26 protein-coding genes and 1 other RNA gene are annotated in these 26,610 nt (G+C 70.6%); 8 read left to right on the forward strand and 19 right to left on the reverse strand.

What is annotated here, in order from left to right; translation table 11 throughout:
* Window positions 1-113: 113 nt before the first annotated feature.
* The 5 genes from QSK10_RS05060 to QSK10_RS05080 form a co-directional block, all read right to left on the reverse strand.
* Window positions 114-1,904 carry a heparinase II/III domain-containing protein gene (locus QSK10_RS05060; protein WP_285661401.1) on the reverse strand — a complete coding sequence of 597 codons (1,791 nt, stop codon included), beginning with the start codon at window positions 1,902-1,904 and terminating at the stop codon, window positions 114-116.
* Between the two features lie 81 nt (window positions 1,905-1,985).
* Window positions 1,986-2,576 (reverse strand): YqgE/AlgH family protein, encoded by a 591-nt coding sequence (locus QSK10_RS05065; RefSeq protein ID WP_432705292.1) that lies wholly within the window; start codon window positions 2,574-2,576, stop codon window positions 1,986-1,988.
* A 95-nt stretch (window positions 2,577-2,671) separates the two neighbouring features.
* The gene (locus QSK10_RS05070) at window positions 2,672-3,685 is read right to left on the reverse strand and encodes a sensor histidine kinase (protein ID WP_285661402.1); all 1,014 of its coding nucleotides are present in this window, start codon (window positions 3,683-3,685) and stop codon (window positions 2,672-2,674) included.
* Complete coding sequence (locus QSK10_RS05075; protein WP_285661403.1) at window positions 3,678-4,385, reverse strand: response regulator transcription factor; 708 nt, start codon at window positions 4,383-4,385, stop codon at window positions 3,678-3,680. Before QSK10_RS05075 ends, QSK10_RS05070 begins: the two co-directional genes overlap by 8 nt.
* A 9-nt stretch (window positions 4,386-4,394) precedes the next feature.
* Window positions 4,395-5,066: a pyridoxamine 5'-phosphate oxidase family protein gene (locus tag QSK10_RS05080; protein ID WP_285661404.1), complete on the reverse strand. Its 672-nt coding sequence runs from the start codon at window positions 5,064-5,066 to the stop codon at window positions 4,395-4,397.
* Between the two features lie 223 nt (window positions 5,067-5,289).
* On the opposite strand from QSK10_RS05080, the gene QSK10_RS05085 reads away from it, so the two are divergent.
* From QSK10_RS05085 to QSK10_RS05095, 3 genes are all read left to right on the forward strand, one after another.
* Window positions 5,290-5,727, forward strand: a complete 438-nt coding sequence (locus QSK10_RS05085) for a hypothetical protein (protein WP_285661405.1) — start codon at window positions 5,290-5,292, stop codon at window positions 5,725-5,727.
* 125 nt (window positions 5,728-5,852) lie between these two features.
* Window positions 5,853-6,226: a transfer-messenger RNA gene (ssrA, locus tag QSK10_RS05090) on the forward strand.
* Between the two features lie 392 nt (window positions 6,227-6,618).
* Window positions 6,619-7,857: a tetratricopeptide repeat protein gene (locus QSK10_RS05095; RefSeq protein WP_285661406.1), complete on the forward strand. Its 1,239-nt coding sequence runs from the start codon at window positions 6,619-6,621 to the stop codon at window positions 7,855-7,857.
* Here the strand turns inward: QSK10_RS05095 and QSK10_RS05100 are convergent.
* From QSK10_RS05100 to QSK10_RS05110, 3 genes are all read right to left on the reverse strand, one after another.
* A complete protein-coding gene (locus QSK10_RS05100; protein ID WP_285661407.1) occupies window positions 7,854-8,294 on the reverse strand; it encodes a type II toxin-antitoxin system PemK/MazF family toxin in 441 nt (146 codons plus the stop codon). The genes QSK10_RS05095 and QSK10_RS05100 overlap by 4 nt on opposite strands.
* Window positions 8,295-8,359: 65 nt before the next feature.
* Entirely contained in the window at window positions 8,360-9,511 is a 1,152-nt protein-coding gene (locus tag QSK10_RS05105) for an FAD-dependent monooxygenase (RefSeq protein ID WP_285661408.1), read from the reverse strand.
* 105 nt (window positions 9,512-9,616) lie between these two features.
* Window positions 9,617-10,168 carry a TetR/AcrR family transcriptional regulator gene (locus QSK10_RS05110; RefSeq protein WP_285661409.1) on the reverse strand — a complete coding sequence of 184 codons (552 nt, stop codon included), beginning with the start codon at window positions 10,166-10,168 and terminating at the stop codon, window positions 9,617-9,619.
* Between the two features lie 85 nt (window positions 10,169-10,253).
* On the opposite strand from QSK10_RS05110, the gene QSK10_RS05115 reads away from it, so the two are divergent.
* Complete coding sequence (locus tag QSK10_RS05115) at window positions 10,254-11,111, forward strand: NmrA family NAD(P)-binding protein (protein ID WP_285661410.1); 858 nt, start codon at window positions 10,254-10,256, stop codon at window positions 11,109-11,111.
* Here the strand turns inward: QSK10_RS05115 and QSK10_RS05120 are convergent.
* A complete protein-coding gene (locus QSK10_RS05120; protein WP_285661411.1) occupies window positions 11,097-11,900 on the reverse strand; it encodes an HAD family hydrolase in 804 nt (267 codons plus the stop codon). The two genes, QSK10_RS05115 and QSK10_RS05120, sit on opposite strands and share 15 nt — an antisense overlap.
* A gap of 47 nt (window positions 11,901-11,947) precedes the next feature.
* Between QSK10_RS05120 and QSK10_RS05125 the strand changes: the two genes are divergently transcribed.
* On the forward strand, window positions 11,948-12,730 hold the full coding sequence (locus QSK10_RS05125; protein WP_285661413.1) for an S-methyl-5'-thioadenosine phosphorylase: 783 nt from the start codon (window positions 11,948-11,950) through the stop codon (window positions 12,728-12,730).
* On the opposite strand, the gene QSK10_RS05130 is transcribed toward QSK10_RS05125, so the two are convergent.
* The 9 genes from QSK10_RS05130 to QSK10_RS05170 all read right to left on the reverse strand — a co-directional run bounded on the left by QSK10_RS05130 (window position 12,731) and on the right by QSK10_RS05170 (window position 21,316).
* Window positions 12,731-13,327: a cellulose binding domain-containing protein gene (locus QSK10_RS05130; protein ID WP_285661414.1), complete on the reverse strand. Its 597-nt coding sequence runs from the start codon at window positions 13,325-13,327 to the stop codon at window positions 12,731-12,733.
* 54 nt (window positions 13,328-13,381) lie between these two features.
* Window positions 13,382-13,861 (reverse strand): SsrA-binding protein SmpB, encoded by a 480-nt coding sequence (gene smpB, locus QSK10_RS05135; protein WP_285661415.1) that lies wholly within the window; start codon window positions 13,859-13,861, stop codon window positions 13,382-13,384.
* Window positions 13,862-13,918: 57 nt separating this feature from the next.
* A complete protein-coding gene (locus QSK10_RS05140; RefSeq protein WP_285661416.1) occupies window positions 13,919-15,163 on the reverse strand; it encodes a M23 family metallopeptidase in 1,245 nt (414 codons plus the stop codon).
* Between the two features lie 122 nt (window positions 15,164-15,285).
* Window positions 15,286-16,173: a permease-like cell division protein FtsX gene (ftsX, locus tag QSK10_RS05145; RefSeq protein ID WP_285661417.1), complete on the reverse strand. Its 888-nt coding sequence runs from the start codon at window positions 16,171-16,173 to the stop codon at window positions 15,286-15,288.
* 27 nt (window positions 16,174-16,200) lie between these two features.
* Complete coding sequence (gene ftsE, locus QSK10_RS05150; protein WP_285661418.1) at window positions 16,201-16,881, reverse strand: cell division ATP-binding protein FtsE; 681 nt, start codon at window positions 16,879-16,881, stop codon at window positions 16,201-16,203.
* A gap of 110 nt (window positions 16,882-16,991) precedes the next feature.
* A complete protein-coding gene (gene prfB / locus QSK10_RS05155; RefSeq protein WP_285661419.1) occupies window positions 16,992-18,125 on the reverse strand; it encodes a peptide chain release factor 2 in 1,134 nt (377 codons plus the stop codon).
* Window positions 18,126-18,174: 49 nt separating this feature from the next.
* Window positions 18,175-18,678, reverse strand: coding sequence for a PadR family transcriptional regulator (locus QSK10_RS05160; RefSeq protein ID WP_285661420.1), 504 nt, complete (start codon window positions 18,676-18,678; stop codon window positions 18,175-18,177).
* Between the two features lie 140 nt (window positions 18,679-18,818).
* On the reverse strand, window positions 18,819-20,117 hold the full coding sequence (locus tag QSK10_RS05165) for a serine/threonine-protein kinase (RefSeq protein WP_285661421.1): 1,299 nt from the start codon (window positions 20,115-20,117) through the stop codon (window positions 18,819-18,821).
* A 368-nt stretch (window positions 20,118-20,485) separates the two neighbouring features.
* Window positions 20,486-21,316: a tryptophan 2,3-dioxygenase gene (locus QSK10_RS05170; protein ID WP_285661422.1), complete on the reverse strand. Its 831-nt coding sequence runs from the start codon at window positions 21,314-21,316 to the stop codon at window positions 20,486-20,488.
* Window positions 21,317-21,420: 104 nt separating this feature from the next.
* On the opposite strand from QSK10_RS05170, the gene QSK10_RS05175 reads away from it, so the two are divergent.
* Window positions 21,421-21,900, forward strand: a complete 480-nt coding sequence (locus tag QSK10_RS05175) for a DUF6912 family protein (RefSeq protein ID WP_285661423.1) — start codon at window positions 21,421-21,423, stop codon at window positions 21,898-21,900.
* Here QSK10_RS05175 and QSK10_RS05180 read toward each other — a convergent pair.
* Window positions 21,821-22,873, reverse strand: a complete 1,053-nt coding sequence (locus QSK10_RS05180; RefSeq protein WP_285661424.1) for a hypothetical protein — start codon at window positions 22,871-22,873, stop codon at window positions 21,821-21,823. The two genes, QSK10_RS05175 and QSK10_RS05180, sit on opposite strands and share 80 nt — an antisense overlap.
* A 123-nt stretch (window positions 22,874-22,996) precedes the next feature.
* Between QSK10_RS05180 and pruA the strand changes: the two genes are divergently transcribed.
* Together pruA and QSK10_RS05190 are read left to right on the forward strand one after the other, a co-directional pair.
* Window positions 22,997-24,628, forward strand: coding sequence for an L-glutamate gamma-semialdehyde dehydrogenase (pruA, locus tag QSK10_RS05185; RefSeq protein WP_285661425.1), 1,632 nt, complete (start codon window positions 22,997-22,999; stop codon window positions 24,626-24,628).
* A gap of 486 nt (window positions 24,629-25,114) precedes the next feature.
* Window positions 25,115-25,609 carry an Rv3235 family protein gene (locus tag QSK10_RS05190; RefSeq protein ID WP_285661426.1) on the forward strand — a complete coding sequence of 165 codons (495 nt, stop codon included), beginning with the start codon at window positions 25,115-25,117 and terminating at the stop codon, window positions 25,607-25,609.
* The last annotated feature ends 1,001 nt before the right edge of the window (window positions 25,610-26,610 follow it).

A 26,610-nucleotide genomic window follows, 5' to 3' on the forward strand; every position in this document is an offset into this window, starting at 1 on the left:
GCCGGGGCTCACGATCTCGCAAGTGGCGATGCCGTGAACGCGGGCCGGTACTCAAACTGTTACCGATCGTGCGACAAGGTTGTCAACCCGTACGACACGGGCGAGTGCACGACTCACCCGTCCGTGGCGGATACCGCCTCCCCCATTGGGCCGACCTCGCCGCCGCCCGGCTCGACCACCACGCGGAACCGGTGCTCGGGCGCGGTGCGGCCGGTCAGCCGCACGCGGTGGACGACGTCCGGCCGCTGGTGGTGGTGGTCGACGGTCTCGACGCGCTCGGTCTCGGCGGTGAAGGCCGCGGCGTCATAGGTCAGCACGGCCCGGCCGCGCTTTCCCTGCCACACCACCGATCCCGGCGACAGCCGCGGCTCGACCCGGGACACGAAGAGCTCGGCCAGGTCGAGGCCAGCGGCGGCGAAGCCGTCCACGATGGACAACTCGCGGCCGTCCCAGGCGAAGCGGCGGGTCACGCCGTGGCCGTAGACCTCCGACAGGTCGAGTGCGAAGTGGACGACGCCGTCGCGCTCCCCGTGCTCCAGCACCCGCGCCGCGCGCTCCCGCCCGGCCTCCTGGGCCACTCCCCCGACGACCGGCACGGAATGCCCGTGCGCCGACGGGTAGAGCGACTCGTAGCGGCGCGGCCCGAAGTAGTCGGCGTCGTAGAGGCCCGCACCCAGGTCGGCCAGCAGCGGCTCGCCGTCGTGGTCGATGAGGAAGTGCCCGAGGTCATTGTGGTTGTGCGGTTCGTCGTTGTGGCCGCCCTTGGCCGCGAAGACCGCGCGGCGGCCGTCCACGGTGGACCGGCGCACCAGCCAGGCCAGGTCCGGCAGGTAGGCGGTGCCGTCGGCGGCGGGGACGCCCAGGACGGCCGGGTCGGTCCAGGCCAGGTCCCGCGACAGGTGCGCCCAGCGGTGGCAGTGGTCGGTGGCGAAGGCGGTGACCGCGCCCAGTTCGGGGACCGGGGTGCCCAGCCGGTCGCGCAGCCGGGTGAGCAGCCCGGTGGGGATCCAGGCGTCCTCGGCGCCGTCGGAGAAGCTCACCGAGCGCCCGCCGCCGAAGTCCACCGCGGCGGGGAAGGCCGCGATCGCCTCGGTGCCCGGCAGGATGTCGAGGCCGGTGCGCTCGCGCAGGGCCTCGGCGAAGTAGGCGTAGTAGCCGTATCCGTAGACCCAGTAGGACACGCCCTCGGCGCATCCGCCGTCCCCGGCGAAGCCGGTGCGGAAGACGGTCATCGCACGCAGGACGCGGTCGACGACTCCGGCGAGCCGGTGCGGGTCGGTCTCCAGCCACAGCGCGGCCATGCCCGCCGCGCCGGCGCAGACCGCCGACCAGTTGTTGGTCATGGTCTCCCAGCGCTGCGGGCGGATGTCGTCCAGCCAGGGCGCCAGCACCCGCCGCCGGACCTCCGACTCCACATGGGACACCGTGTCGGCGGGCAGCAGATCACCCAGCAGGCCGACGGCTTCGGCGAGGGTGTGCGCGGTCTCGCAGGCGAAGAGGTCCACCCCGAGGTCGGCGGTCCGTCCGAAGAGGACGGCGTGCGGCTCGTGGGCGGGCAGGCACCAGGAGTGCTCCCCGGCGATCTGCCACAGGACCTCGTCCAGCCGCGCCAGGGCCTCGCTGGAGGGTTCGAGGAGCGCGTCGGCGGTTCGGGCGGCCAAACGGGCGCGACGGGCGAAATAGCGGCGTTCGTAGGCCATCCGGTCGCCGGTCCCGGCGTAGCGGCGCCACAGCTCGCGGGTGAGCTCCGGCAGTGGCGCGGTGGCGGCGGCCTCGGCGCGGATCCCGGCGATCAGCGGGGCGAGCGCGGGCTCGGCGCTCGCGCGGGCGAAGTCGGCGCGGGTGAGGATGGGGCGGGGTTCGTGGGCGGCGATGGCGTCCCGGATCTGGACGAGGTTGTACACGATTGCGGCTCCCGATCGACGGATTCGATCAAGATCCAACAGAACGCCCCCGCTGTCAACAGCAAGGGAGGGCCGACCGGCTCAGTTCTGGCTGGGGTCGGACGGGTACATCGCCACGGCGGCCAGCAGGCCGACCTGGCGTCGCCACACCATCGTCCACAGGTCCTCGGGGTTGGGCGCGAAGGCGTCGCCGGGGAGGACGTCGAAGACCAGCCAGGCGCCCTCGTCGATCTCGCCCTCCAGCTGCCCGGGTCCCCAGCCGGCGTATCCGGCGAAGATGCGCAACCCGTCGATGACCTCGGCGAGGGGTTCGGGGTCGGCGGCCAGGTCGAGGGTGCCCAGGCGGCCGGCGAAGGTGCGGAAGCACTCGGGTTTGCCGACGCCGGGTCTGATGCGGGCGACGGCGATGGCCGATTCGGGCTGCACGGGGCCGCCCTCGAAGACGACGGCGGGTTCGGGGACGAGCCCGTCCCAGCCGTCGAGGACGTCGGTCACCGGCATCTCGGTGGCGCGGTTGAGGACGACGCCGAGGGCGCCGTCGGATTCGTGGCCGAGCAGCAGTACCACGGTCCGGTCGAAGTTGGGGTCCTTGAGCACGGGGGACGCCACCAGCAGCCGCCCGGACAGGGACGCGACGGTCCGGTAGTCGATCATTCCGGTCTCTTCCGACACCGTGCCCTCCCTTCGCGGTACGTCGCCCTACCCCACGCACGTTAGCGGGTGATTGGGGCAGTGCACAGTACCTCTACCGACACCGGACGCACGGCTCACACGGTAGCGGCCGGAATCCGTACCGTGAAGCGGCATCCGCGCCCGACATTGGCGACGGAGACTTCGCCCTGGTGAGCGCCCACGAGCCCGGCGACGATGGCGAGGCCGAGTCCGCCGCCGGCGGTCTCGCCGGGGGTGCGGGCGGTCTCGCCGCGGAAGGCAACTTCGAACAGGCGGGGGAGGTCGTTCTCGTCGATGCCGCCGCAGGTGTCGGTGACGGCGAACCAGGCCGAGGCGGCGTCCTGCCCGCCGGTGACGGTGATGGTCCCGTCGGCCGGGGTGGAGCTGATGGCGTTGCGGAGGAGGTTGGCCACGACGCGGGAGAGCTCTTTCTCACTGCCGCGCACGAGGGGCCAGGCGCCGTCGACGGCGTGCAGGCGGACGCGTTTGGCCTCGGCGACGGGCCCGACGGCGGCGACGACGTCGGACACCACGTCCCGCAGCGAGAGGGCCTCGATGGTGAGCCGGAGGGCCCCGGCGTTGATGCGGGAGAGTTCGAAGAGGTCTTCGACGAGGGCGGCCATCCGGTCGCATTCGACGCGGATGCGGCGGTGGAAGTCGGCGACAGTGCGGCCGTCGACGACGACGCCGTCCTCAAGCGCCTCGGCCATGGCGCGCATACCGGCCAGGGGCGTGCGCAGGTCGTGGCTGACCCAGGCGACCAGGTCGCGCCGCCCGGCCTCCAGGGACCGTTCCCGCTCGCGCGCCTCGGCGGCCCACATGGCCTGGCGGGTGAGCCGCCGTCCCAGCCACAGGCCCACCGACAGACTCACCGCGCCCGCGACGACGATGACGATGAGCAGCACGGTGAGGTCGTGGGAGCTGATGAACATGGCCAGCGCGGTGCTGACGATCCCGGCGGCCACGGCCAGGACGGTGACGGCGAGGACCCCGCCGACGTGCGCGGTGACGCTGCGCCCGCGCAGGGAACGCAGGATGAGGGCGCCGGGCAGCGCGATCGCGAGGGAGCCCGCGAGCGCGATCAGGCCGACGAGGATCAGGTCACGCACCGGTCGCCTCCACCGGTTCGAAGCGGTATCCGACGCCCCACACGGTACGGATGCGCCTGGGGTCGGCGGGGTCGGCCTCGACCTTCTCGCGCAGCCGCCGGACGTGGACGGTGACGGTCGACTGGTCGCCGAAGGTCCAGCCCCAGACCTCTTCGAGGAGTTCGCCGCGCCGGAACGCGCGCCCGGGGTGGCGCATGAGGTGGGCGAGCAGGTCGAACTCGCGCACGGTCAGCGGGAGCGGCTCGCCGGCGAGGGTGGCGACGCGGGCTCCGGCGTCCACGACGAGGTCGCCGTCGGTGAGGACCTCGGTGACCTTCGGCGTGCGGATGGCCCCGGCGCGGCGCAGCACCGACTGGACGCGCAGGACCAGCTCGCGCGGCGAGAAGGGCTTGGCGACGTAGTCGTCGGCGCCCACGCGCAGGCCCAGGACGCGGTCGGCCTCCTCGCCCAGGGCGGTGAGCATGATGACGGGGACGTCCGATGTGGACCGCAGGACGCGGCAGACCTCGATGCCGTCCATGCCGGGCAGCATGAGGTCGAGGACGACGAGGTCGGGCCCGGTCCGGCGGAACTCGCGCAGCCCGGTGGGGCCGTCGGCGGCCATGGTGACGGTGATGCCCGCGTGTTCCAGGTAGCGCCGGACGACGTCGGAGACGGTGGGGTCGTCGTCGACCACGAGGACGTGCGGGGTCTCGGCCATGAGCTCACGTTATGCGCGCGGTGACGCCGGGTGCTCGGGTTGGGCGCGTCCGTCCGCGAACCGTAAGACTCTCTCCAGTTCGGCGATGCGGGCCAGCAGGGCGGCCTTCTCCTCCTCGGCCTGCTCTTGGATCCGGCCGATGACGCGTTCGACGACCTCGGCGGGGTAGAGGACCGGGATGTGCTGGGGGCAGTTCCAGTCGAAGCCCTCGACCGTGATGACGATCGCCCGCTCGACCTTGGCGCGGTAGTCGGGCGTGTGGAGGCGCGCGAACAGCTCCGGGTCGTCCTCGACGACCCTGGCGCGGCCGAGGAGCTTCAACCGCACCTGCTCGGCGTAGTCCATCAGGAACAGCGAGACCCGGTCGTCGTGGTCGAGGTTGCCGCGGCTGATGTACTGCCGGTTGCCGCGGAAGTCGGCGAAGGCGAGCGTGTGGTCGTCCAGGACCTTCAGGAACCCCTCCGGCCCGCCCCGGTGCTGGATATAGGGCCAGCCCGTCTCCCCGACGGTGCCGAGGTAGAAGCTGTCGCGCCGCCCGATGAACAGCCGCTCGTCGTCGCCGAGCGCGTCGGCCGTCGACGGCCCCTCGGCCATGCCGCGGTAGGCGCGTTCGGAGCCGTGCGCGGCCTGGTGGCGGCGGACGCCCGGGGTGAAGGCGAGCTGAGCGAAGCGGCGGCTCATGATCGAGCTCCATTCTCATGGGTGGGACCACCTTCAACCATGAGAACGTCGTGCGTATTCCGTGTTCACCAGATGAACACCCCGTAGGGTCTGGACATTATCCCCGGACATGGTCAATCATCGATAAAAGCCCACTGACGTATGACCGACACTGCCTCGGTGTGGACTCCCTTCGCGATGGGACGGCGCGCCGGCCGGTCAGTAGGCAGCGAGGAGGTGCGCCATGACGGTGACACCCCGGTACGGAGTCGACTACATCGCCGACATCGAACGGCTGAACGACTTCGCGTCGTCCGACCGCCACGACTGGGCTCTGGCGGGCAACGGGGAGGAGGCCTGGCGGGTCCGCCTGCGGCACAGCGTGTCCGCACTGCGCGACGCGTTCTTCGCACACGTCGCCGCCTCCGAGTCACCCGGCGGCCTCTACCGCGAAGTCTGCGAGACCTCGCCCCGCCTCGCCCGGCGCGTGGCGGAGCTGCGCCGCGACAGCGCGCGCATCGGCTCGGCCATCAACCTCCTGCTGGTCCGCAGCGCCCACGCCCGCCCCGACTGGGTCCGCCGCTGGTGCGCCGACCTCGCCGCCCAGCTCACCCGCCACCGCGAAGAAGGCGCCGACCTCCTCCACCAGGCGTACTTCTCCGACCTCGGCGGAGAGACATAGCCCCAGGTCACAGGCCCACCCGGTATCTGGAATGCGCCGGTGTCCACCACGCGTTACCCTTACCGTGGTGTCGCGCCCGTGTGGCGCACATCGCGAACCCGCCCACGGGCGGGGACAAAACCATAGGGGCTGACTGGTTTCGACTTTGTACGTCGATGCAGGGGAAGCGTGCCGAGGATGCCGACAGTGTCTCGTTAATCAGTGTCGGAAACCAACAAGTGCCAACTCTAAGCGCACTGACTTCGCTCTCGCTGCCTAAGCGATAAGTGAAGTTGGCGGTCCGGGAGCCGTGTTCGTCCCGGGTACCGCCATCATTTAGAACACTAGGGATGGGGAATGGCCGCAGGGCCCCTCTCCCGAAACCAACAGCGGCTGGAGCCCGTCACACCGACTTGCTCGCGTGATCGGTGGGGCTTGAGGAAAGGCAGAGCGAGCTGCGCACGGAGAAGCCCTGCTGAAGCGGCGAAGGACCCGGGTTCGATTCCCGGCAGCTCCACGACGCCCTATGACTTGAAGGCCGGTTCCCCGCTTCGGTGGGGAACCGGTCTCCTCTTTCCTGGGGCCCGAGCCGCTCCCATGTCCTGGGGCCCGAGCCACTCCCATCGCCTGGGGCCCGAGCCCCAGACCCCACGTACGGTGGCCGCGCTGAGTGGGTCGCACGAGCCAGTTGGTCCCTCCCCGGTGAGCTCCCCATCCCCGGGGCCGCGGTGGCGGTGAGCTCCGGCCGACCTCGCGTTCAGCCTCGTTTCCTGCACGAAAGCGCAGGTCATTCAGCGCGTGCGGGCGTGAGCGGAGCGCTACATTCGGCGGAGAGAGCAGCCGCATTCCAGGAGCGCGCCATGACTCCTCTTCCCTGGGACCAGAGCCCCGGACCGCACGATGGTGGCCGCGGTGAGTGAGACGCCCGCCCGGCAGCCCCGCCTCGCCGCCGAACCGGCGTGGCTTCCCGGCTCGGTCGAAGTCCACGTCGTCGGCGAAAGCTTCCACGCCACCGACATCGCCCGCCTCCTCGCCGCCACCGGCCCGCGCGTCATCCTCGTCGCCGTGCTGGTCCCCGCACCGGCCCACTCGGAGTTCCCGACGTCGGTGCCGGTCTACGTCCAGAAGACCCTGGTCGGCCACATCGACGGAGAGATCTCGGCGACGGTGCACCACGCGATCCTCGGCTTCGCCGCCGACCATGGAGGCCGTCTCCCGGCCTGCCCGGCTCGCATCGAGGAAACCGAGTCCTACGGGCCCCAGGTCGTGCTCTCCCTCGACCCCGGACCGCTGGGCCTGTCGCCGGAGCTGTTCATTCCCGTCCCGGCCATGGCCAAGTTCGTCCGGACGCTGCTGCCGCGCCTGGACCTGCCGCAACCGGTCTTCCGGGGAGCCGACGCCGGTGCGCGCAAAGCGCTCGACGACGCCGTAGCGGCGGCCGACGGCATCGACGCCGACTGGGACCGCCCCACCAGAGCCTGGCCCCGGCTGGAGAAGACCGTCCGCGAGATCCTGGACCGGCTCATCCGCGCCTCCGACCCGCGGACGGGACGTGCCTGGCTCACCCTCGCCCGCACCACCCGCTATCAGAAGGGCCGCCGCGACGACACCCTCCGGTCCTACGTGAAGGCCATGGTCTGCGACCGGCACGATCCGGAGGCCGCCGAAGCCCTCTTCGACTACATCGCGGTGGCGCCCTACGTCCCCGTCCTCGTCGCCCTTTACGCCCGCCTTCCCCTGGCGGTGCGGCCCGGCGTCCTCGACGGACTCGTCGCGATGTCTTATGGCACCGACCGTCACGGCAAGCTCGCGCCCGCCCAGGGCGAACGCCTGCGCGGCGAGCTGATGGCGCTGGCCGCCGCGCAGAGCGACCGGCACACCATGGCGGTGCTGGCCGGTGACCTGGGCCTGCGCGCGGAGAAGGCGGGCGACCTGCCCGGCGCCCTCTCCCACCTGTGCGCCGCCGTCGAGGCGGGTTCGGCCGACCCGAAGGTCGCCGACCGCCTCACCGTCCACCTCGTCAGGGACGCCCGATACGAGGAAGCGGCCAAGGCCCTCCGTCAGTCCCTGGCCGTCCCCATCGACTCGGTGAGTCTGCGGGACCGCCTGCGGAAGCGCCTCGACCGCTGCGATCGGAACCTCGCGGGCTAGCCCCTCTCCCCCGCCCGTACCGCCTCCCAACCGTGCATCCGCATCAGCGCCGCCGCCACGCGCACGAAGCGGTCGGCGTCGAGAACCGAACCCTCACGGCGGATGTCGTCCTCGTCGAGGGCGAAGACGCGGTCGAGGCGGACGTAGGATTCGCGGCCTTCGCGGTCCCAGCCGCCGGTGCCGAGGCCGAGCCAGTCGGGGTCGTCCTCGTGGTCCTTGCTGGAGAGCATCATGGCGAGGAGGCGGCGGTTGTGGCGGCCGACCACGAGGAGGGGGCGGTCCTTGCCCTGGCGGGGGTCCTCTTCGTAGGGGACCCAGGACCAGACGATCTCGCCGGGGTCGGCGAGTCCGTCCAGGTCGGGCGAGTACTCGATGGTCGCGGTGTCGCCCGGGGTGTAGATCTCGCGTACCCGGTGCTCGGGGATCTCGTCCAGCATGGACGGCAGACTAACCGACGGGGCCCGCGTCGCGGGCACGGACGCGGGCCTCCCGTGGTGGTGGCTCAGTACTCCTTGACGGTCCACGAGGTGACGACCTCGTAGAAGTCCTCGCCGATCAGGTCGGGCTCCTCGCCGCGCATCTGGGCCTCGGAGCGGGCCTTGTTCTGGATCGCCAGGCGCTGGTTGGCCTCGACGTATTCGCGCAGTTCCTTCTCGTAGGCGGCGAAGGCCACTTCGTGGTCGCCGGACGCCGCGCGCAGCTCACCGGCCAGGACGTAGGCGTCGATCAGGGCGAGGCTGCTGCCCTGGCCGGACATGGGCGAGCCGCAGTGGGCGGCGTCGCCGATGAGCGCGACGCGTCCCTTCGACCAGGTGTCGAGGTGGACCTGGGCCATGGGGTCGAAGTGGAAGTCGGGGGCCTCCCACATCAGCTCCAGGGCCTTCGGCACGATCCAGCCGACGCCTTCCAGGCGGGAGGCGAGCAGGCGCTTCTGGGCGTCCTGGTCGCGGTAGTCGTAGTCGATGGGCTCGGCGGATTCGAATCCGGCGTAGAAGCGGGCCTCGGTGTTGTCGCGGACGCTGATGATGCCGCCGCCCCAGCTCGCGCCGGGCACCATGTGGAAGATCTGCCAGTTGTCGAGGTCGAGGAAGTTGGGCACGGTCCACACGCCCAGGTAGGTGCCGAGCATGGTGAAGGGGACCTCGCCCCACACGAGGCGGCGGGTGTTGGAGTGGAGCCCGTCGGCGCCGATCACGAGGTCGAAGTTGCGCCGGTCGTGCTCGCGGAAGTCGACGGTGACGCCCAGCTCGTCCTGCTGGACGGCGGTGATGGTGTCGCCGTAGATCCACTCGACGCGGTCGCCGACGGCGTCGGCGGCCATGCGGGCGAGGTCCTCGCGGAGCACCTCGGCGTCCCCTTTGGACAGGTCGCCGCCGGTGAAGGTGTGCTCTTCGTTGCGGTAGATCTCGTTGCCCTCGGCGTCCACCATGGACATGCCGCGCATGCGCAGCCGCTCGGCCTCCAGGCGGTCGCCGATGCCCATGCGGCGGGCGATCTCCAGGGCGGGGCCGCGGACGTCGATGGCCTGCCCGCCGCGGCGGAACTCCGGGGTGACCTCGACGATGGTGACGTTGAATCCGTACTCGGTGAGCCAGTAGGCGAGGGCGGTGCCGCCGATGCTGCCACCGGAGATCAGGACGTTCTTGGCGCTCATTGTTCTCTCCTCATCGCTGGGTACGAGAAGAGATTGGCGGGGGACGCTGACCGCGAGCTGACATTTCACGCACGGCCGCCGGTCAGCGCGGCGCCAGGGCCGGATCTAGGCCCGGATCCCTTCCACCGCCACGGTCAGCAGCCGCTCGAAGAACGCGTCGCCGGTGGCGTAGTCGGCCGCCCAGGCCACCCCGGCGACCAGCGCCAGCAGCTCCAGCGGTGACAGGTCGCCGCGGACCACGCCGGCCTCCTGCGCCCGCGCCAGCAGCGACGCCCCGGCCTTCTGCATGCCCTCGCAGGAGGCGTGCAGGTCGGAGGCGTGGTCGCGGGTGGCGGCCAGCACCGACTCCGGCAGGCCCTTCATCGAGCGCTGGACGGCGCCCAGCTCGCGCAGCCACGTCAGCAGCGCGCCGTATGGCTCGGCCGCAGCGAGTTCGGCCCCACGGGTGGCCAGCCGGTCGAAGTCCTCGCCGGTGAGCGCCTCCAGGACCGCCTCGCGGTTGGGGAAGTGCCGGTAGAGGGTGCCGATGCCGACCCCGGCGCGGCGGGCGACGTCACGCAGGGACGCCTCGGTGCCGGACTCGGCGAAGGCCTCGCGGGCGGCGGCCAGCAGCAGGTCGCGGTTGCGGCGCGCGTCGGCACGGATCGCTTCGGGCATGTGACGGTCCTCACGTAGCGAAACGGAGCAGCGCTCCGTTACCTTCGGAGCAGTGCTCCACTTCCCACTCTATCGGGAGAACCACATGACCGGCCACCTCATCCTCGTCACCGGCGCCACCGGCCAGCAGGGCGGCGCCGCCGCCCGCGCGCTCCTCGCCGACGGCCACCGGGTCCGCGCCCTCGTCCGCGACACCACCGCCCCCGCCGCGCTCGCCCTCGAAACCGCCGGAGCCGAACTCGCCGTCGGCGACATGCGCGACCGCGCCTCCCTCGACACCGCCGCCAAAGGCGCCCACGGCGTCTTCTCCGTCCAGCCCGCCAACTACTTCGGCACCCTCGTCGACGAGGCCGCCATGGGCGTCAACGTCGCCGACGCCGCCCTCGCCGCCGGGGCCGAGCACCTCGTCTACACCTCCGTGGGCGCCGCCGACGGCGCGTACGGACGCCCCGGCGCGGCCTGGTTCCCCAAGGCCCTCATCGAGCAGCACATCGCCGACCGCGGCCTGCCCGCCACCGTCCTCCGCCCCGTGCAGTTCATGGAGAACCACATCGACCCGCGCATCGGCGTCCGCTCGCCCTGGCCCGTCATCCGCGTCGCCGGGGACGACCAGACCGTCCAGCTGATCGCCGCCGAGGACATCGGCCGCTTCGCCGCGCGCATGTTCGCCGACCCCGGACGCCACCTCGGCAAGACCTACGAACTGGCCGGGGACGACCTGCCGCGCCCCGAGATCGTCCGCCTGCTCCTGGAGGCCGCCGGCGAGGACATCGACCTCTCGTCGCTGCCCAAAGAAGAACGCGCCGCCCTCGTCCCCACCGAGCCCGGCTCCTTCGCCCGCTGGTCGGCCGACATCCCCGCCCTGCGCGAGATCCTCCCCGGGCTGCTCACCTTCCGCGACTGGCTGGAGCGGACCGGCCGCGCGAAGCTACAGGCCAAGTAGCCCGGCCACCACCCGGGCGACCCCGTCGTCCACATTGGACGGCGCTCGCCCGGGAACCGCCGCCAGCACCGCCGGATGCGCGTTGGCCATGGCGTAGGGACGCCCGGCCCACGCCAGCATCTCCAGGTCGTTCAGGTTGTCGCCGAAGGCGGCGACCTCCTCGGGGGCGATGCCGCGCCCGGCGCAGAACTCCGCCAGCGCCGAAGCCTTCGACACCCCGTCCGGCACGATCTCCATCATGGTGTCGTCGCCGGAGTGGGTGAACTTCACCCCGGACAGCCCCAGCCCGGCCGCGATCACCATCATCTCCTCGGTCGGGGTGACCTCGGAGTTCGCCTGCAACCGCACCACCAGCGGGGCCTCCCACAGGCGCGCCAGCTCGTCCACGATCACCGGATCGCGGTGCACGTGGGTGGCGTGCCGGTAGTGCGCCTCCCGGTGCACCCGCCGGCCGGCCAGGACCGCGAAGGCCGCCTCCGGGATGGCCTCACGCAGCGCCTCGGCGACCTTCCGCGCCACCGCGACCGGCAGGCTCACCGCCGAGACGATCTCGCGGGCGTCCAGGTCGTAGACGAGGCAGCCGTTGGCGATGATCGCCGTGCCGCGCAGGCCCGCCCCCTCGGCGACCCGGTCGATCCCGTCGGGAGACCGCGCGGTGATCGGCACGACCGGCACCCCCGCCGCGCGCGCCCGCTCCAGCACGTCGAGCGTGTAGGCGGACACCGTGTGGTCGCCGCGCAGGAGAGTGCCGTCCAGATCGGTCGCGATGAGCCGCACGGGTGGGGTCACGCGGCAAGTATGGACCACCGGCGGCGGCCACCTTTAAGCTCGCGGGAGTGACTTCACTCATCGCCGTCATCGGCGGATCCGGCCTGTACTCGCTCCTCGACGACGCCGAGGAGCGCACCATCGACACCCCCTTCGGCCCCACCAGCGACGCCGTCACCGTAGGCGCGCTCGGCGGCCGCGAGGTCGCCTTCCTGCCCCGGCACGGCAAGGGCCACCGCTTCCCGCCGCACAAGGTCAACTACCGGGCGAACCTGTGGGCCCTGGAGTCCCTGGGCGCCCGCCGGGTCGTCGGCGTCAACGCGGTGGGCAGCCTGCGCCCGGAGATCCCGCCGGGCTCGCTGGTCGTCCCCGACCAGATCGTGGACCGCACCTACGGCCGCGAGCAGACCTTCTTCGACGGACCCGGCGTGGCCCACGCGTCCTTCTCCGACCCCTACTGCCCCATCGGGCGCGGCGAGGCCGTCACCGCGGCGGCCAGCGCGGGCTGGACGGCGGTGGACGGCGGGACGCAGGTGGTCATCCCCGGCCCGCGCTTCTCCACCCGCGCCGAGTCGGTCTGGTACTCCGCGCAGGGCTGGTCGATCATCGGCATGACCGCCCACCCCGAGGTGATCCTGGCCCGCGAGCTCGGCCTGTGCTACCTGCCGCTGTGCCTGGTGACCGACTACGACGCCGGGGTCCAGCCGGGTGAGGGCGTCACGCACGAGGAGGTCCTGGCGGCGTTCTCGGCGAACCTGGAGCGGGTCCGCGCGGTCCTCGGCGGGCTGGTGGGCGCGATGGCCGACGAGCCGAACTGCCCGTGCGCCTCGCTCAAGCCGGAGCTGATGTAGCTAGCACTTGACGCCGTTGACCGTGCACGACACCGGCCGCGCCGGGCCCTGCTGGGGCCCGGCGCCGTGGAAGCTGAACACGAAGTCGTCGTGGGCGCTCACGGTGTCGTCGGTCGACGGGGTGAAGGTGACGGTGTCGCCGTCCACGTTGAAGGTGGCGTCGCGGGCCGACATCACGGTCATGCCCTTGGGCAGCACCAGCACGACCGTCCAGCCGACCACGTCCTTGGTCCCGGGATTGGTCAGGGTGATCTCGGAGTCGAGGTTGTTGAACCAGTCGTAGGCGGAGTCGTAGCTCGCCTTGAGCACCGGCGCGCTCTCCTCGGGCGGGGTGGTGTGCGTGGGCGGCTTGCTCGACGGGGACGCCGAGGGCGAGGCCGAGGGCGACTTGCGCCCGCCGGTGACCGGCGACGGCGCGGCCGAGGGCGTCGTGGACACCGGCTGCGGCACGATCGGCATGTCGTTGTTGGCGTCGGGCCGGGGCGCCTCGGCCCGGCCGGTGATGAGCCAGATACTCAGCGCGGCCACCGTCAGCACGGTGAAGACCGCGATGATGGACGGCCATCCACCCAGCCACCTGCGGCGTTCCGCGCGCATCCGCCTCTTCCCTGCTCGGCCGCGTGCCCGCGGCTGACCGGCTCGGACCGGGGGCTAGTCCGCCATCCCCTTGCCGCGGCGGCCCATGACCCGCGAGATCTCCCGCTCGGCGTCCTTCTTGGCCAGGTCCTGGCGCTTGTCGTAGGTCTTCTTGCCCTTGGCCAGACCCAGCTCGACCTTGGCCCAGCCGTCCTTAAAGTACAGGGACAGCGGGACGAGCGTAAGCCCGCTCTCGTGCACCTTGCCGATGAGTTTCACCAGCTCGGAGCGGTGCAGCAACAGTTTGCGGTTGCGTCGCGGGGTGTGGTTGTTCCAGGTGCCCTGGGTGTACTCGGCGATGTGGACGCCGTGCAGCCAGACCTCGCCGTTGCGGATGTCGCCGAAGGCGTCGACGAGGGACGCGCGACCGGCCCGCAGCGACTTCACCTCGGTCCCGGTGAGGACGATCCCGGCCTCGTAGGTGTCCAGGATGGTGTAGTCGTGGCGGGCTTTGCGATTGGTGGCGATGGTCTTGACGCCCTGCTCCCGTGGCATCAGGACATGGTAGTCGAGGCGCGCGAGACGATCACCCGGATTGCGGCCCGGCCGGGCTCAGCACAGGCAGCCGGGCAGCCAGTTGACGGGGTCGACGGGCGTCCCGTTGACGCGGACCTCGAAGTGGAGGTGGTTGCCCGTGGACGCGCCGGTGGTCCCGACGGCGCCGATGTAGTCGCCGCGCCCGACGTTCTCCCCGACCCACACCCCGATCGACGACTGGTGCGCGTAGCAGGTGGAGACGCCCTTGCCGTGGTAGATGCAGGTGTAGTTGCCGTAGCCGCCGTTCCAGCCGGCCTGGACGACGCGCCCGCCGGCCGCGGCGTGGATGGGCGCGCCGCCACCGGCGGCCAGGTCCATCCCGGCGTGCAGCTGCCACACGTTGTAGTAGGGGTCGTAGCGCATCCCGAAGTCACTGGACTTCCAGCCGGCCACCGGCATCAGGAAGCGGCCGCCCCCGTCGTCGTGGTGGGAGCCCGAGGAGCCCTGTGACGAGCGCGGCACGTCGTTGGCGGCGGCCTGCAGGACGCCCTCGATGCGCCTGCTCTCCCGCTCGGCGGCCTCGTAGCGCGCCATGACGTCGTCCCGCTCGTCCTCGGCGACCTGGACGGCGGAGTCGCGCTGGTCGATGAGCCGGTTCAGCTCTGTCTCGAAGTTCTCGGCTTCGATCGCGGCCGAGGACGCCTCGGCGACCGCGGCGTCGGCGGCGGCCTTCGCCTCGTCGGCGTCCTCCTTGGCGACCAGGGTCTCGTTCTGGCGCTCCTTGGCGCTCTGGCGGGCCCGGGTGACCGCGTCCACCTCGCCGCGCTGGTTCTCGGCCAGCCGGTCCATGTAGGTGACCCGGTCGACGAACTCCTCGGGGCCACCGGCGTTCAGGATGCTGCTGAAGGCGACCACGCCCAGGCCCTGGTAGGACTGCGACACGCTGGTGCTCAGCGCGTCGCGCGCCTCGTCGACGGCGACCTCGGCCTCGTCCATCTTCACGCTGGCCGCGTCGTAGACGTCCCGGGCGGCCTGGGCCTTCTCGGCGGCGGCGGAGGCGGCCACGCGCGCGGCGGCCAGCACGCCCTGCGCCTCGGCGGCGCGCTCACGGGCGTCCGGCAGCTTCTGTTTGGCCTCGGTGAGCGCCCGGACGGCCTCCTGCGCACGCTCGGTCGCGCCCTCCAGCGCGGCCTCGGCGGAGGCGAGCTCACGGTCGGCGCGGTCCTTGTCGTCGGCGGGGTCGGCGTGCGCGGCCGAGGCCGCCAGCACCAGTCCGATGGTGACGGTGGCGAGAGACCCTAGGAACCAACGCTGACGCATGTGGATAACCTACTCGCATATGGACCGAATAGGAAGAACTACCCGATATGGACAAAAACGATGGCCCGCTCGAATGAGCGGGCCATCGTCTATTCGTATGAGTCAGACCTTGATCTGGAAACCTAGACCTTGATCTGGAATCGGAGCGTGACCCAGCCGGTGATCGCGCTGACCGTGCCGGCGATGCCGGCCAGGATCGGGAACATCAGGTGCACGTTGCTCCATGGGATCGGTGCCAGCACCGTGCTCTGGAACAGGCTCTTGAAGGTCCCGTCGATGATGAAGACCTTGGCCCCGATGAGCGTCAGGTAGGCCAGGATCGCGCCGATGACACCGGCGAAGACCGCCTCCAGGACGAAAGGCGCCTGCACGAACCAGTTCGACGCGCCGACCAGTTTCATGATCGCCACTTCGCGGCGTTTGGAGAAGGCCGCCACCTGGATCGTGTTCGCCACCAGCAAGAGGGCCGCCAGTCCCTGGACGATGGCCAGCACCAGCGCCAGCTTCTGCATGCCGCCGAAGATCTCGAAGATCTTGCTGAGGACCTTGCGTTGGTCCACCGCGTTGGCGACGATGCCCTGCCGCCCCTTGCCGTACTTGTCGATGATGGCCTGGGAGTTGTTCGGATCGGCCGGTTTCACCCGGTAGGACGCCGGGAGCGAGTCGGACTTGGCCGCGTTCACCAGGTCCGGCGCTTCCTTGAACATCTCCTGGAAGCGCTTGTAGGCCTCATCCTTGGTCTCGAACTTCGCCTCGGCGACCAGCGGGTCGGCCCTGAGTTCGGCGCCGAGGGCGTCCATCTGCGGCTGCGTGGCCTCCTTCGTGAAGAAGATGGAGACCTCAAGGCGGGTGTAGTAGTAGTCCTCCATGTCGGAGACCTGCATGTACAGCAGGAGGCTCGCACCCAGCATCGCCAGCGAGACCGCCATGGTGACGATCATGGCGATGGTCATGGTGACATTGCGCCACAGACCGACCAGTACCTCGGACAGGACGTATTTCGCGCGCATCGCTTCTCTATTCTCCCGTCCGTACCGTCAGCCGTAGACGCCGCGAGCCTGGTCGCGGACGACGTGCCCGCCCTCCATCTCGATGACGCGGCGACGCATCTGGTTGACGATGTTGGAGTCGTGGGTGACCATGACGATCGTGGTGCCGGTCCGGTTGATCCGGTCCAGCAGGCGCATGATCTCCACCGAGGTGTCCGGGTCGAGGTTTCCGGTGGGCTCGTCGGCCAGCAGCACGAGCGGCCGGTTCACGAACGCGCGCGCGATCGCCACGCGCTGCTGCTCACCACCGGACAGCTCATGCGGGTATCGGTGCTCCTTGCCGCCCAGGCCCACGAGTTCGAGGACCTCCGGGACCACGCGACGCGCCACCGTCTTGGACTTGCCGATCACCTCAAGGGCGAAGGCGACGTTCTCGGCGGCGGTGCGGGTCGGCAGCAACCGGAAGTCCTGGAAGACACAACCGAGCGACCGACGGAAAGCCGGCACCCGCCAGGAGCGCATGCCGACGACTTCCTTGTCGTTGACCCAGATCTTGCCCTTGTTGGGCGTCTCCTCACGGAGCAGCAGCTTGATGATCGTCGACTTCCCGGCGCCGGTCGGTCCGATGAAGAAGACGAACTCACCCTTGTCGATCGAGACGTTGATGTCCTCGATCGACGGCCGACTGGCCCGCGCGTACTTCTTGGTCACGTGCTCAAGGCGAATCACGGGTCAGGAGTCTACGCGCGCCGACTGCGAGCCACAGCACACCCCTTGGGGATATCCGGAAACTCGCTCATACTGCCTAGGCGTTACTCCTCCTTTCGGAGGAGTTCACCTCAGGCGTTCTGCTGTTCGGCGGCGGCGTCCGCTTCGCGCCTCTTGCGCCACCGGATGCCCGCTTCGATCAATCCGTCGATCTCGCCATCGAGAACCGCGTCGGGGTTATTGGTCTCCCAGCCCGTCCGCAGGTCCTTGACCATTTGATAGGGATGCTGCACGTACGTCCGCATCTGGTCACCCCAGGACGCGGTCACGTCGCCACGGAGCGCGTTGATCTGCGCCTCCTCCTCGGCCCGCTTGCGCTGGAGCAGCTTCGCCATGAGGACCGCCATCGCGGTCGCCTTGTTCTGCAGCTGGCTGCGCTCGTTCTGGCAGGAAGCCACCAGGCCGGTGGGGAGGTGGGTGATGCGGACGGCGGAGTCGGTGGTGTTGACGCCCTGGCCGCCGGGACCGGAGGCCCGGTACACGTCGACGCGCAGCTCGTCCTCGGGGATCTCGATCTGGTCGGTGGTCTCGACCACCGGGACGACCTCGACCGCCGCGAACGCCGTCTGGCGGCGTCCCTGGTTGTCGTACTTGCTGATGCGCACCATGCGGTGCGTGCCCTGTTCCACCGACAGGGTCCCGTACACGTACGGGGCCTTGACCGCGAAGGTGGCGGACTTGATGCCCGCCTCCTCCGCGTACGACACGTCGTAGACCTCGGTGGGGTACTTGTGCCGCTCGGCCCACCGCAGGTACATGCGCATGAGCTGTTCGGCGAAGTCGCTGGCGTCGGCGCCGCCCGCGCCGGAGCGGACGGTCACGAGCGCCTCGCGCTCGTCGTACGGGCCGGACAGGAGAGTGCGAACCTCCAGCTCCTCGACCAGCTTGGCGAGGGCGGCGATCTCCTGGCGCGCTTCGGACAGCGTTCCTTCGTCGCTCTCGTCGGCGGCGAGTTCGAGGAGGACCTCGGCGTCTTCGAGCCGTTGCCGGAGCCCGGTGACGCGGTTGAGTTCGCCCTGCACGTACGACAGCCGTGAGGTGACCTTCTGAGCCTTCTCCGGGTCGTCCCAGAGCCCCGGCTCGGCGGCGGTCGCCTCCAGTTCGGTCTTCTCTTTCCTGAGTGCGTCGAGATCCAGGACCGATTCGACGGTCTGGAGCGTCGAGTCGAGGTCGCGGAGCTCGGCGGAGAGATCGTGGCTGGTCACAACCGTCAACCCTACGCTCTCCCGCAAACCGTGATCCGCGCCAGGCGGGTCAGGCCACCGACTTGAGCCACGCGAGGGCGGCCTTGTGGTATCCGACGGCGAATTCCAGGGCCGCGGCCGAGTGCGGGTCCTCGCCGCGCTCCTTGGCCTCGCTGCGGACCTCGTTCAGCGCGTTCTTGTGGTACTCGGTGGCCGACTCGTACATCGACTTCACCTCGCCGGGCGACAGGTGGTCGGAGAACGCCGTGCGCAGGGCCACGGGGTTCCGCAGCTGCTCGAAGGCGGTCTCCTCACCCATCCAGCGGGCGAAGGCCTTCTTGCCGGTGGCGGTGATCTTGTACGGGACGCTCGCGCGAGGGCCGGGCTTGCCGACCTTCACGTAGCCCTCCTCGGCGAGTGCCGGGAGTTCGCGGTAAACCTGGCTGCGCGTCATGCTCCAGAACGGACCGAGACGGCGGTTGGCCTCCGCGATGAGTTGACCACCGGTCATCGGCCCATCGTGCAGTAGCCCGAGCAGGGCGGCGGCGGTGGCATTCACATTCTTTTTCGCCATGTGATCAAGAATGCCATAGGCCCTGGTCGGGGGCTGGCATTTGGGTCATCCAATGTGCACCGTCTCACTCGTACGCTGAACAGCCCAGACGCTTCCCTCCACTGTCGAGTCCCGCCGATTTAGGCGTGCTGCAACGGAAATCAGGGGAAGTGCGGCAACGATGAGCCGATTGGGCCTGATCCCGGTAGTTGTGGAATTTCACCATTGTCATTGCCGTCACCGGGATTGGTCGGCGTGTCGTCCCCGCCGGGGTCCGTTTCCGGCCCGAGTGTCGGATCCGAAGAAGGCGGAGAGGACGGTTCCGGGGATGCCGGATCCGTTGGCGCAGTAGGGATCTCGCTGTTCTCGGAGCTGACCGCGGCCGGATGCCGGCCGGGATCGGGGGTGCCCTCGCCGGAGCTCCCTCCGAAAAGGACATACGCACCAAGAGCCGCCAGGGCCACCACCGTCAACACGCCGGCTCCAATGAGGACTCGGCGGTCCCGGTAAGCCGGTTTCGTCCCACCGGCCACAGTGGATGCGATCTGCATCACTGAGGTGGCCGACCCGTCCGGGCCGACCGTCCCTCCTGGACGGTTCGTGCCCATCTGCCGGGATTCGTAGGCGATCGCGGTGGGCGGCACCCGGTCCAGCGGGGGCAGGCTCAGCAGCGAGGGCAGGGCCAGCGTGACGCGCGCGGGGATGTCGGCGGCGTCCGGGCGCAGCGCGGGATCGACCTGAGTGCAGGAAGTGATGAGAGACCACAACTGCGGAGGACATCCCGGAATGGGCGCCGGAGCGCATTCCTCGTGCCTTTTGAGCACTTCGTCGATGGGCCCGCCCCGGTACGGGCTGCGCGAGGTCAGCGCCTCGTAGAGGATCAGGCCGACACCGTATACATCGGATCGTCCCGAAGAGGCACCACCGCGCACGATCTCGGGCGCGACGTACTCCGGTGTCCCATGTGTCGGGCTGTAGTCGCCGGTGATGCGGTGCGCCACGCCGAAGTCGGCCAGCCGCACCGAGGACCCGTCGGCGGGGACGAGGACGTTGCCCGGCTTGACGTCGCCGTGCACCAGCCCGACGGCGTGCACCGCGGCCAGCGCGGCGGCGAGCTGCGAGATCATGATGGCCGCCGCGGCGGGCGCCAGGGGTCCCTCGACGCGGATCTTTTCGCGCAGGTCGGTGCCTTCGACCAGGTCCATGACCAGGGCGAGGACGTCGTCGGTGGCGATGAAGTCGCGCGGCCGCACGATCCCGGGGTGGTCGAGTTCGGCCAGCACCTCGGCCTCGTCGAGGAAGGCGGTGACGACGCCCGGCTCGGCCGCCGCGTCGTGCCGCAGGACCTTCACCGCCACGGTGTCGCCGGTGGCGGTGTCCACGGCGCGGTAGACGGTCCCGGCCGCCCCTCGGGCGACCTCCGGTCCCAGCGCGTACCTGGCGGCGAGCAGATCGGTCATGGCCCCTCCCCGGCATAGGTGGCGTGATCGGCGAGTCCAACGTAGGCAGCCGGGCGCGGCCTCGCCCGGGGCGTGCGGCGAAGGTGGCACGAAGCCGGGAGTCGGGCGCGGAAAGGCCCCGGCCGAAGGGTACGGGAGGTGTGCAAGAGGTGGATGTGACGCGGGTTACGGGCCACCGGCGCCCCACCGGTCACTGTGGACTACCGGGGGAACAGTGGACTACCGGAGGAGCAGTGGACTACCGAGAGAACTGCGGCCTGCCGAGAGAACTGTGGACGACGGCGGAACGGGGACGGGACGCGCTCGTCGCGCGTCCCGCCGGGTGACTCGTCCTCCGCGGAGGGTCGCCGGATCGTGCCCGGAGCGGGCTAGAGCATGCTCCGCAGTTCCCACAGCTCCGGGTAGCAGCGCAGCTCCACCCGCGAGCGCAGGTAGGCCCCTCCGGCGCTGCCGCCGGTGCCGGGCTTGGTGCCGATCTGCCGCTCGGCCATCAGCACGTGCCGCGCCCGCCACAGCGACAGGAGCTGGTCGTGTTCGACGAGGGCCTCGGCGAGGTCCCAGAGGGCGCCGAAGCGGGCCCGGTCGCGGGCGATGGCGCGGTAGGCGTCCAGGCGCTCGTCGGCGGTCTTGACCGAGAAGCCGGCCTGCTCCAGCGTGGCCAGGAACCCGTCCCACAGGGAGGGCTCGTCGACGCGCCGGACGAGGCGGTCCTTCTCCTCGGGGGTCAGGCCGCGGAAGCGGTTGACGTAGCCGGGGTCCTTGAGCCCGGAGATGAACTCCACCTCCCGGAACTGCACCGACTGGAAGCCCGAGGCGGGCGCGAGCCGGTTGCGGAACTGGAGGAAGTCCTGCGGGGTCATGGTGTCGATGACGTCGACCTGCCCGACCAGGACCCGCAGGATCGCCGCGCAGCGCGACAGGCGCACGCGCGGGACGTAGGCGTCCCCGGTGAGCATCTGGTCGCGGGCGTCGTCCAGCTCGTGCAGCAGCAGCTTGAACCACAGCTCGTAGACCTGGTGGATGGTGATGAACAGCAGCTCGTCGTGGGCCTCGGGGTCCGAGGCCGGGTGCTGCTGGTCGAGCAGCTGCGGGATGCGCAGGTAGCTGCCGTAGGTGAGCACGCCGCCCTGCTCACCGAACCGGGGGGTCGGGTCGGTGGGCGGGTTGATCCCCGACGTCGGGAGGGGTTGATCCGTCACGCCCTCACGGTAGCGCGCCTCCGTGACGGTCGTCTCGATACCGAGAGCCTGCGAAAGTCCGCGTCGGGCGAGATGGGGTGGGGCCGGTGGTGTTCACTACGGAAGTGACCCGCATCTACCTCCCGGCGACCACCGCCGACCTCGCCGCCCTCCACGCCACCGGTGAGCTGGCGGCTCGCGAGGGCTACGCCGTCACCGACGCCCTGCGCGCCGCGATGTCGGAGGACGGCCGGGCCGCCGACGAGGAGCTGTGCGAGTTCGCGGTGTTCACCGCCGCCGCCTACGCCTCGGTGGCCCGCATCAAGGCGGGCGGGGACGCCGTCGCGCGCCGCGTGGTGGTCTCGGTGGACCTGCCCGAGGTCGCGCTGCGGAAGACCGGCGAGGACGGCGTGTACGCCACACTCTCGGCGGTCCCGCTGGGCGCGGTGGCCGCGATCCACGTGGACGAGGAGAGCGCCTCCGCGTTGGTCGCGAAGGCGCTCGAAGAGGATGAGCCGTCGGAGGCTACGGCCGATTCTCTGGACGACCTCGACCTGGAGTGGTACGACCCTTCTGAGCTGGACGTGCTTTCGCGCCAGTGGTAGCGCCGCCCTTGGCGCCGGTCTTGCCGCGCTGCGCGGGCACCGGCGCCGTCTTGGGGGTCAGCAGCCCGACGGCGAGGAGGGCGGTCATGGCCCCGGCGAACAGGGTGGCCATGGCGGCGTTGAACTGGGTGCCGCTCTGGAGCTGGATGCCGGTCTCGTCGATGACGCTGATCTCGCCGGCGCCGGCCAGCAGCGGCTTGCCGACGATCCACATGATGATCTCGGCGTAGAAGCAGATCAGGCCGGGCAGGGCACCGGCGAACAGGTGCCCGAGCAGCGGGATCTTCGCGCCGGTGCGGCGCAGGTAGACGTGCACGACGCCGCCGATGAGGACACCGGCGAGCAGCGAGGTGCTCAGGGAGTACCAGCTGTAGGCGTTCATGCGGGACAGCGCCGAGCCGTCGCCGTCGAGGAGGTCGACGCCGGTGTCGCGGACGGTGTTGAGGCCGCGGACGAACCAGATGACCAGCAGGACGATGCCGCCGAGCAGCCCGGCGGTGACCATCGCGGGCGGGCGCAGCGCGGCGACGAGTCCGCCGACGATGGCGGTGGCACCGATGACGCCCCCGACGAGGGAGGCCACACCCGTCTTGTCACTGAACACCGCGAAGGTGAGGCCACCGGCGATGAGGCCGACGACGAGTCCGCCGAACGCACCGGCCACCGCGCGCGGCTGGCGGGCGGCCCACGAGTCGGGGCGACCGGCCGTCCACCACAGGACGATGGTCCCGGCGACGACCCCGGCGAAGGTGCTGCCGACGATGATCCCGGACAGGTAGAGGACGAGCTGGACGACGCCCTGCGAGTCGTCGGCGACGACGTCGCTCAGCAGCGTGCGCAACCCGATGATCTGGATGCCGACCCACACGGCGGCGGCGACGGCGAGGACGCTCACGGCGACTCCGCCGGGCGCGCGCGCCGGTCCGGTGGACGTCGCCTGCGCGGTCACGGACCGTTCTTTCGTGCTAGCCACGCACGTCAGGGTACGGGTGCTCACAGTCTCACCGCGCTCCGCACCGCCGGGGCGGTACCCGTGGCAAGCTGATGGCGAAACATCCCATGACATCGCCGTCGATCCCGCGAGGAGAAACAGCTAATGGACGCCCTGTTCACGGTGCCCGGTCCCCGCAACGAGCCGGTCGGCACGTACGCGCCCGGCAGCGCTGCGGCCGCCTCCCTGCAGGCGAAGCTGGCCGAGCTGGCCGCGACCAAACACGAGCTCACCATCACCGTGGACGGCGTGCAGCGCGCGGCCGGCGGCGAGGCGATCGACGTGGTCCAGCCGCACAACCACCAGCACGTCCTGGGCGTCACGCACAACTCGACCGACGCCGATGTCGCGGCGGCCGTCGCGGCGGCCAAGCGGGCCGCCCCGGCGTGGCGCGCGATGGCCTACGCCGACCGCGCGGCGATCTTCCTGCGCGCCGCCGACCTGCTGGCCGGTCCCTGGCGCGACACGCTGAACGCGGCGACGATGCTGGGCCAGTCGAAGACGGTGCAGCAGGCCGAGATCGACTCCGCCTGCGAGCTCATCGACTTCCTGCGCTTCAACGTGGCCTTCGGCGAGCAGATCATCGCCGACCAGCCCGAGTCGTCCCCCGGCATCTGGAACCGCTTCGACCACCGCCCGCTGGAGGGCTTCGTCCTGGCGATCACGCCCTTCAACTTCACCGCGATCGCGGGCAACCTGCCCTCGGCCCCGGCGCTGATGGGCAACACCGTGGTGTGGAAGCCGTCGCCGACGCAGCAGCTGTCGGCCCACTACGTGATGCGCCTCTTCGAGGCGGCCGGGCTGCCCAAGGGCGTCATCAACATGGTCACCGGCGACGGTCAGGCCGTCTCGCGCGTGGCGATGACCGACCCGGACCTGGCCGGCGTCCACTTCACCGGTTCGACGGGCGTTTTCCAGCACCTGTGGAAGACCATCGGCGACAACATCGCCTCCTACCGCTCCTACCCGCGCCTGGTCGGCGAGACCGGCGGCAAGGACTTCGTCATCGCGCACTCCTCGGCCGACGTGGACGCGCTGGTCACGGCCCTGGTCCGGGGTGCATTCGAGTACCAGGGGCAGAAGTGCTCCGCCGCCTCGCGCGCCTACATCCCCGCGTCCCTGTGGAACGCCGGCGGCGTCAAGGAGCGCCTGGCGGACCTGGCGTCGTCCCTGACCTACGGCGACGTCACCGACTTCGCCAACTTCGGCGGCGCGGTCATCGACCGTCGCGCCTACGACAAGCACGCCGCGGTCTTCGGCCGGGTCCGTGACGACGCCAGCTGCACCGTCCTGGCCGGCGGCACCACCGACGACTCGGTCGGCTTCTTCGTCCGCCCGACCGTCATCGAGTCGACCGACCCGACGCACGAGATCTTCACGACCGAGTACTTCGGGCCGATCCTGGGCGTGCACGTCTTCCCCGACGCCGACTTCGACGCCGTGGTCGCCCAGGCCGCCGACGCGTCCCCGTACGCGCTCACGGGCGCGGTCTTCTCCGACGACCGCGAGGTCCTCGTCCGCGCCGGTGAGGCCCTGCGCTTCTCAGCGGGCAACTTCTACCTGAACGACAAGCCGACCGGCGCGGTCGTCGGCCAGCAGCCCTTCGGTGGCGCCCGGGCGTCCGGCACCAACGACAAGGCCGGGTCCTGGCAGAACCTGATCCGCTGGGTGTCGCCCCGCACGATCAAGGAGACCTTCGTCCCGCCGACCGACCACCGCTACCCGCACATGGGCTGAGCGAGTACATGAGAGCGGGCGGCGCCTACGGGCGCCGCCCGTTCTTCGTGTCCCGGCGGTTTCGGCCTGATCGTGCGAGTGGGGGCTGGTTCGGCCGGGTGAAGCGTGTGCGCGAAAGGGCCTGGTGCGTCCGAGCGCGGTGTGCTGCACTGGGACTTCCGGGTGTCCGCGTTCCTCTCGTGCCGACCCGTATCCGTTACTTACCGTCCGTCGTTGATGGGTAAAGGTGATTCGTACCCCAGCGCCGGACGTATCTAGAACCCTCGCTCCATGCTCATACTTACGGCCCCGTTCACTCCCCTTCTCTTCCCCGACCCCCGAACTTTCGCCGCTTCTTCGCCCTTCGTGCCCGCGTGTCACGAACCGGGCGTGTTGATGTGATCACGTACCGTATTACCTCCGAGTAACTTTCGTGTCTTTCGCCGCCGAGACTGGTATTCACTCGGAATCACGGAAACAATCACCAACAACATGTGGAGGCACACCTTGACCGCCGTCTCTGTGACCGACTGGCCGATCCCGGCACCCAGGGTGATCGGACAGTTCGGCGCGTTCGCCATCGAGACCAGCTACGACGCCGCCGTCGCCGCCTACCCCACCGTCGAGGCCCCATCCATCCCCATGCCCCACGGACGCAGCCCCGGCCGCAACGCGCCACCCACGGTCGAGAAGTCCGTCTGGCGCGCCGCCCAGCGGTTCATCGACGTCGCCGTCGCCTCCCTGGCCGGCCGCACCGGACCCGACTGCGTCCGCAACGCCATGAGCGACGCGGCGTACCTGGAGTTCTGCGCCGTCCGCCGCACCCTCCTGCAGGACTCCGACCGCCCCGGCTGGGCCAAGCTCTCCTCCGTCCGCCCCACGACACCCGAAAAGGTCGAGCTCGTCGCCGTCCTCAAGGGCGCCCGCCGCGACCGCGCCCTGGCCGCGGTGAAGGAGATGCGAGGCGGACAGTGGTGGTGCACGCGGTTCCTGCTGGTTTAACCGGGACGGGATGGGCTGGATCGGGCCGATCGGACTGATCGGGCTGATCGGGCCGATCGGGCCGATCGGGTGCCGGTCACCGGCCGTGAGTTGTGAGTGAAGGGCCCCGCCGATGGCGGGGCCCTTTCGCAACCCTGCACCAGCAGGACTAGGACCAGGACCAGCCGCGCAAAGACCACCCCGGCCACACTCCCGCCCACAGCATGCCGTGGGCCACGCGAGGCACGGCCGTAACCGGCGACGACCGCGAGATGACGGCTGAGGCCCGGGCCCACCGCCGATGTTTCAGCCGCTCTCATGCCACCCGGCACAACCTGCACCACCACGCCCAGAACCAGCCACGCAAAGACCACCCCGGCCACACACCCACCCCACACCACGCCGTGAGCCACGCAAGGCACGGCCGCAACCGGCGACGACCGCGAGAAGACCGCCGAGGCACGGGCCCACCGCCGATGTTTCAGCCGCTCTCATGCCACCCGGCACAACCTGCACCACCACGCCCAAGACCAGCCACGCAAAAGCCACCTCCGGCCACACACCCACCCCACACCACGCCGTGAGCCACGCAAGGCACGGCCGCAACCGGCGACGACCGCGAGAAGACCGCCGAGGCACGGGCCCACCGCCGATGTTTCAGCCGCTCTCGTGCCACGGCGCGCAATCCCCCCCACTCCCCACACCACACTCGGGGTTGGGCGCCCCCGTGGACATGCGGCAGTGGCAGCCCTCCGCCGGGCGGCCTGGCACCGCCCCAGGGTGGCACCGCCCGAATGCGCCGAGCGGCACGAGAACGGCTGAAACACCGAGGGGCGCCAGTGGCCCGGCGGCTTCACGGCCCGGCACCTTCGTCGCCCGGCGGTTTCGCGATCGGGCGGCTTCACGGCCCGGCACCTTCGTCGCCCGGCGGTTTCGCGATCGGGCGGCTTCACGGCCCGGCACCTTCGTCGCCCGGCGGTTTCGCGATCGGGCGGCTTCACGGCCCGGCACCTTCGTCGCCC

Origin of the sequence: Actinorhabdospora filicis (genome assembly GCF_030269765.1) — a bacterium.
Taxonomy (GTDB): domain Bacteria; phylum Actinomycetota; class Actinomycetes; order Mycobacteriales; family Micromonosporaceae; genus Actinorhabdospora; species Actinorhabdospora filicis.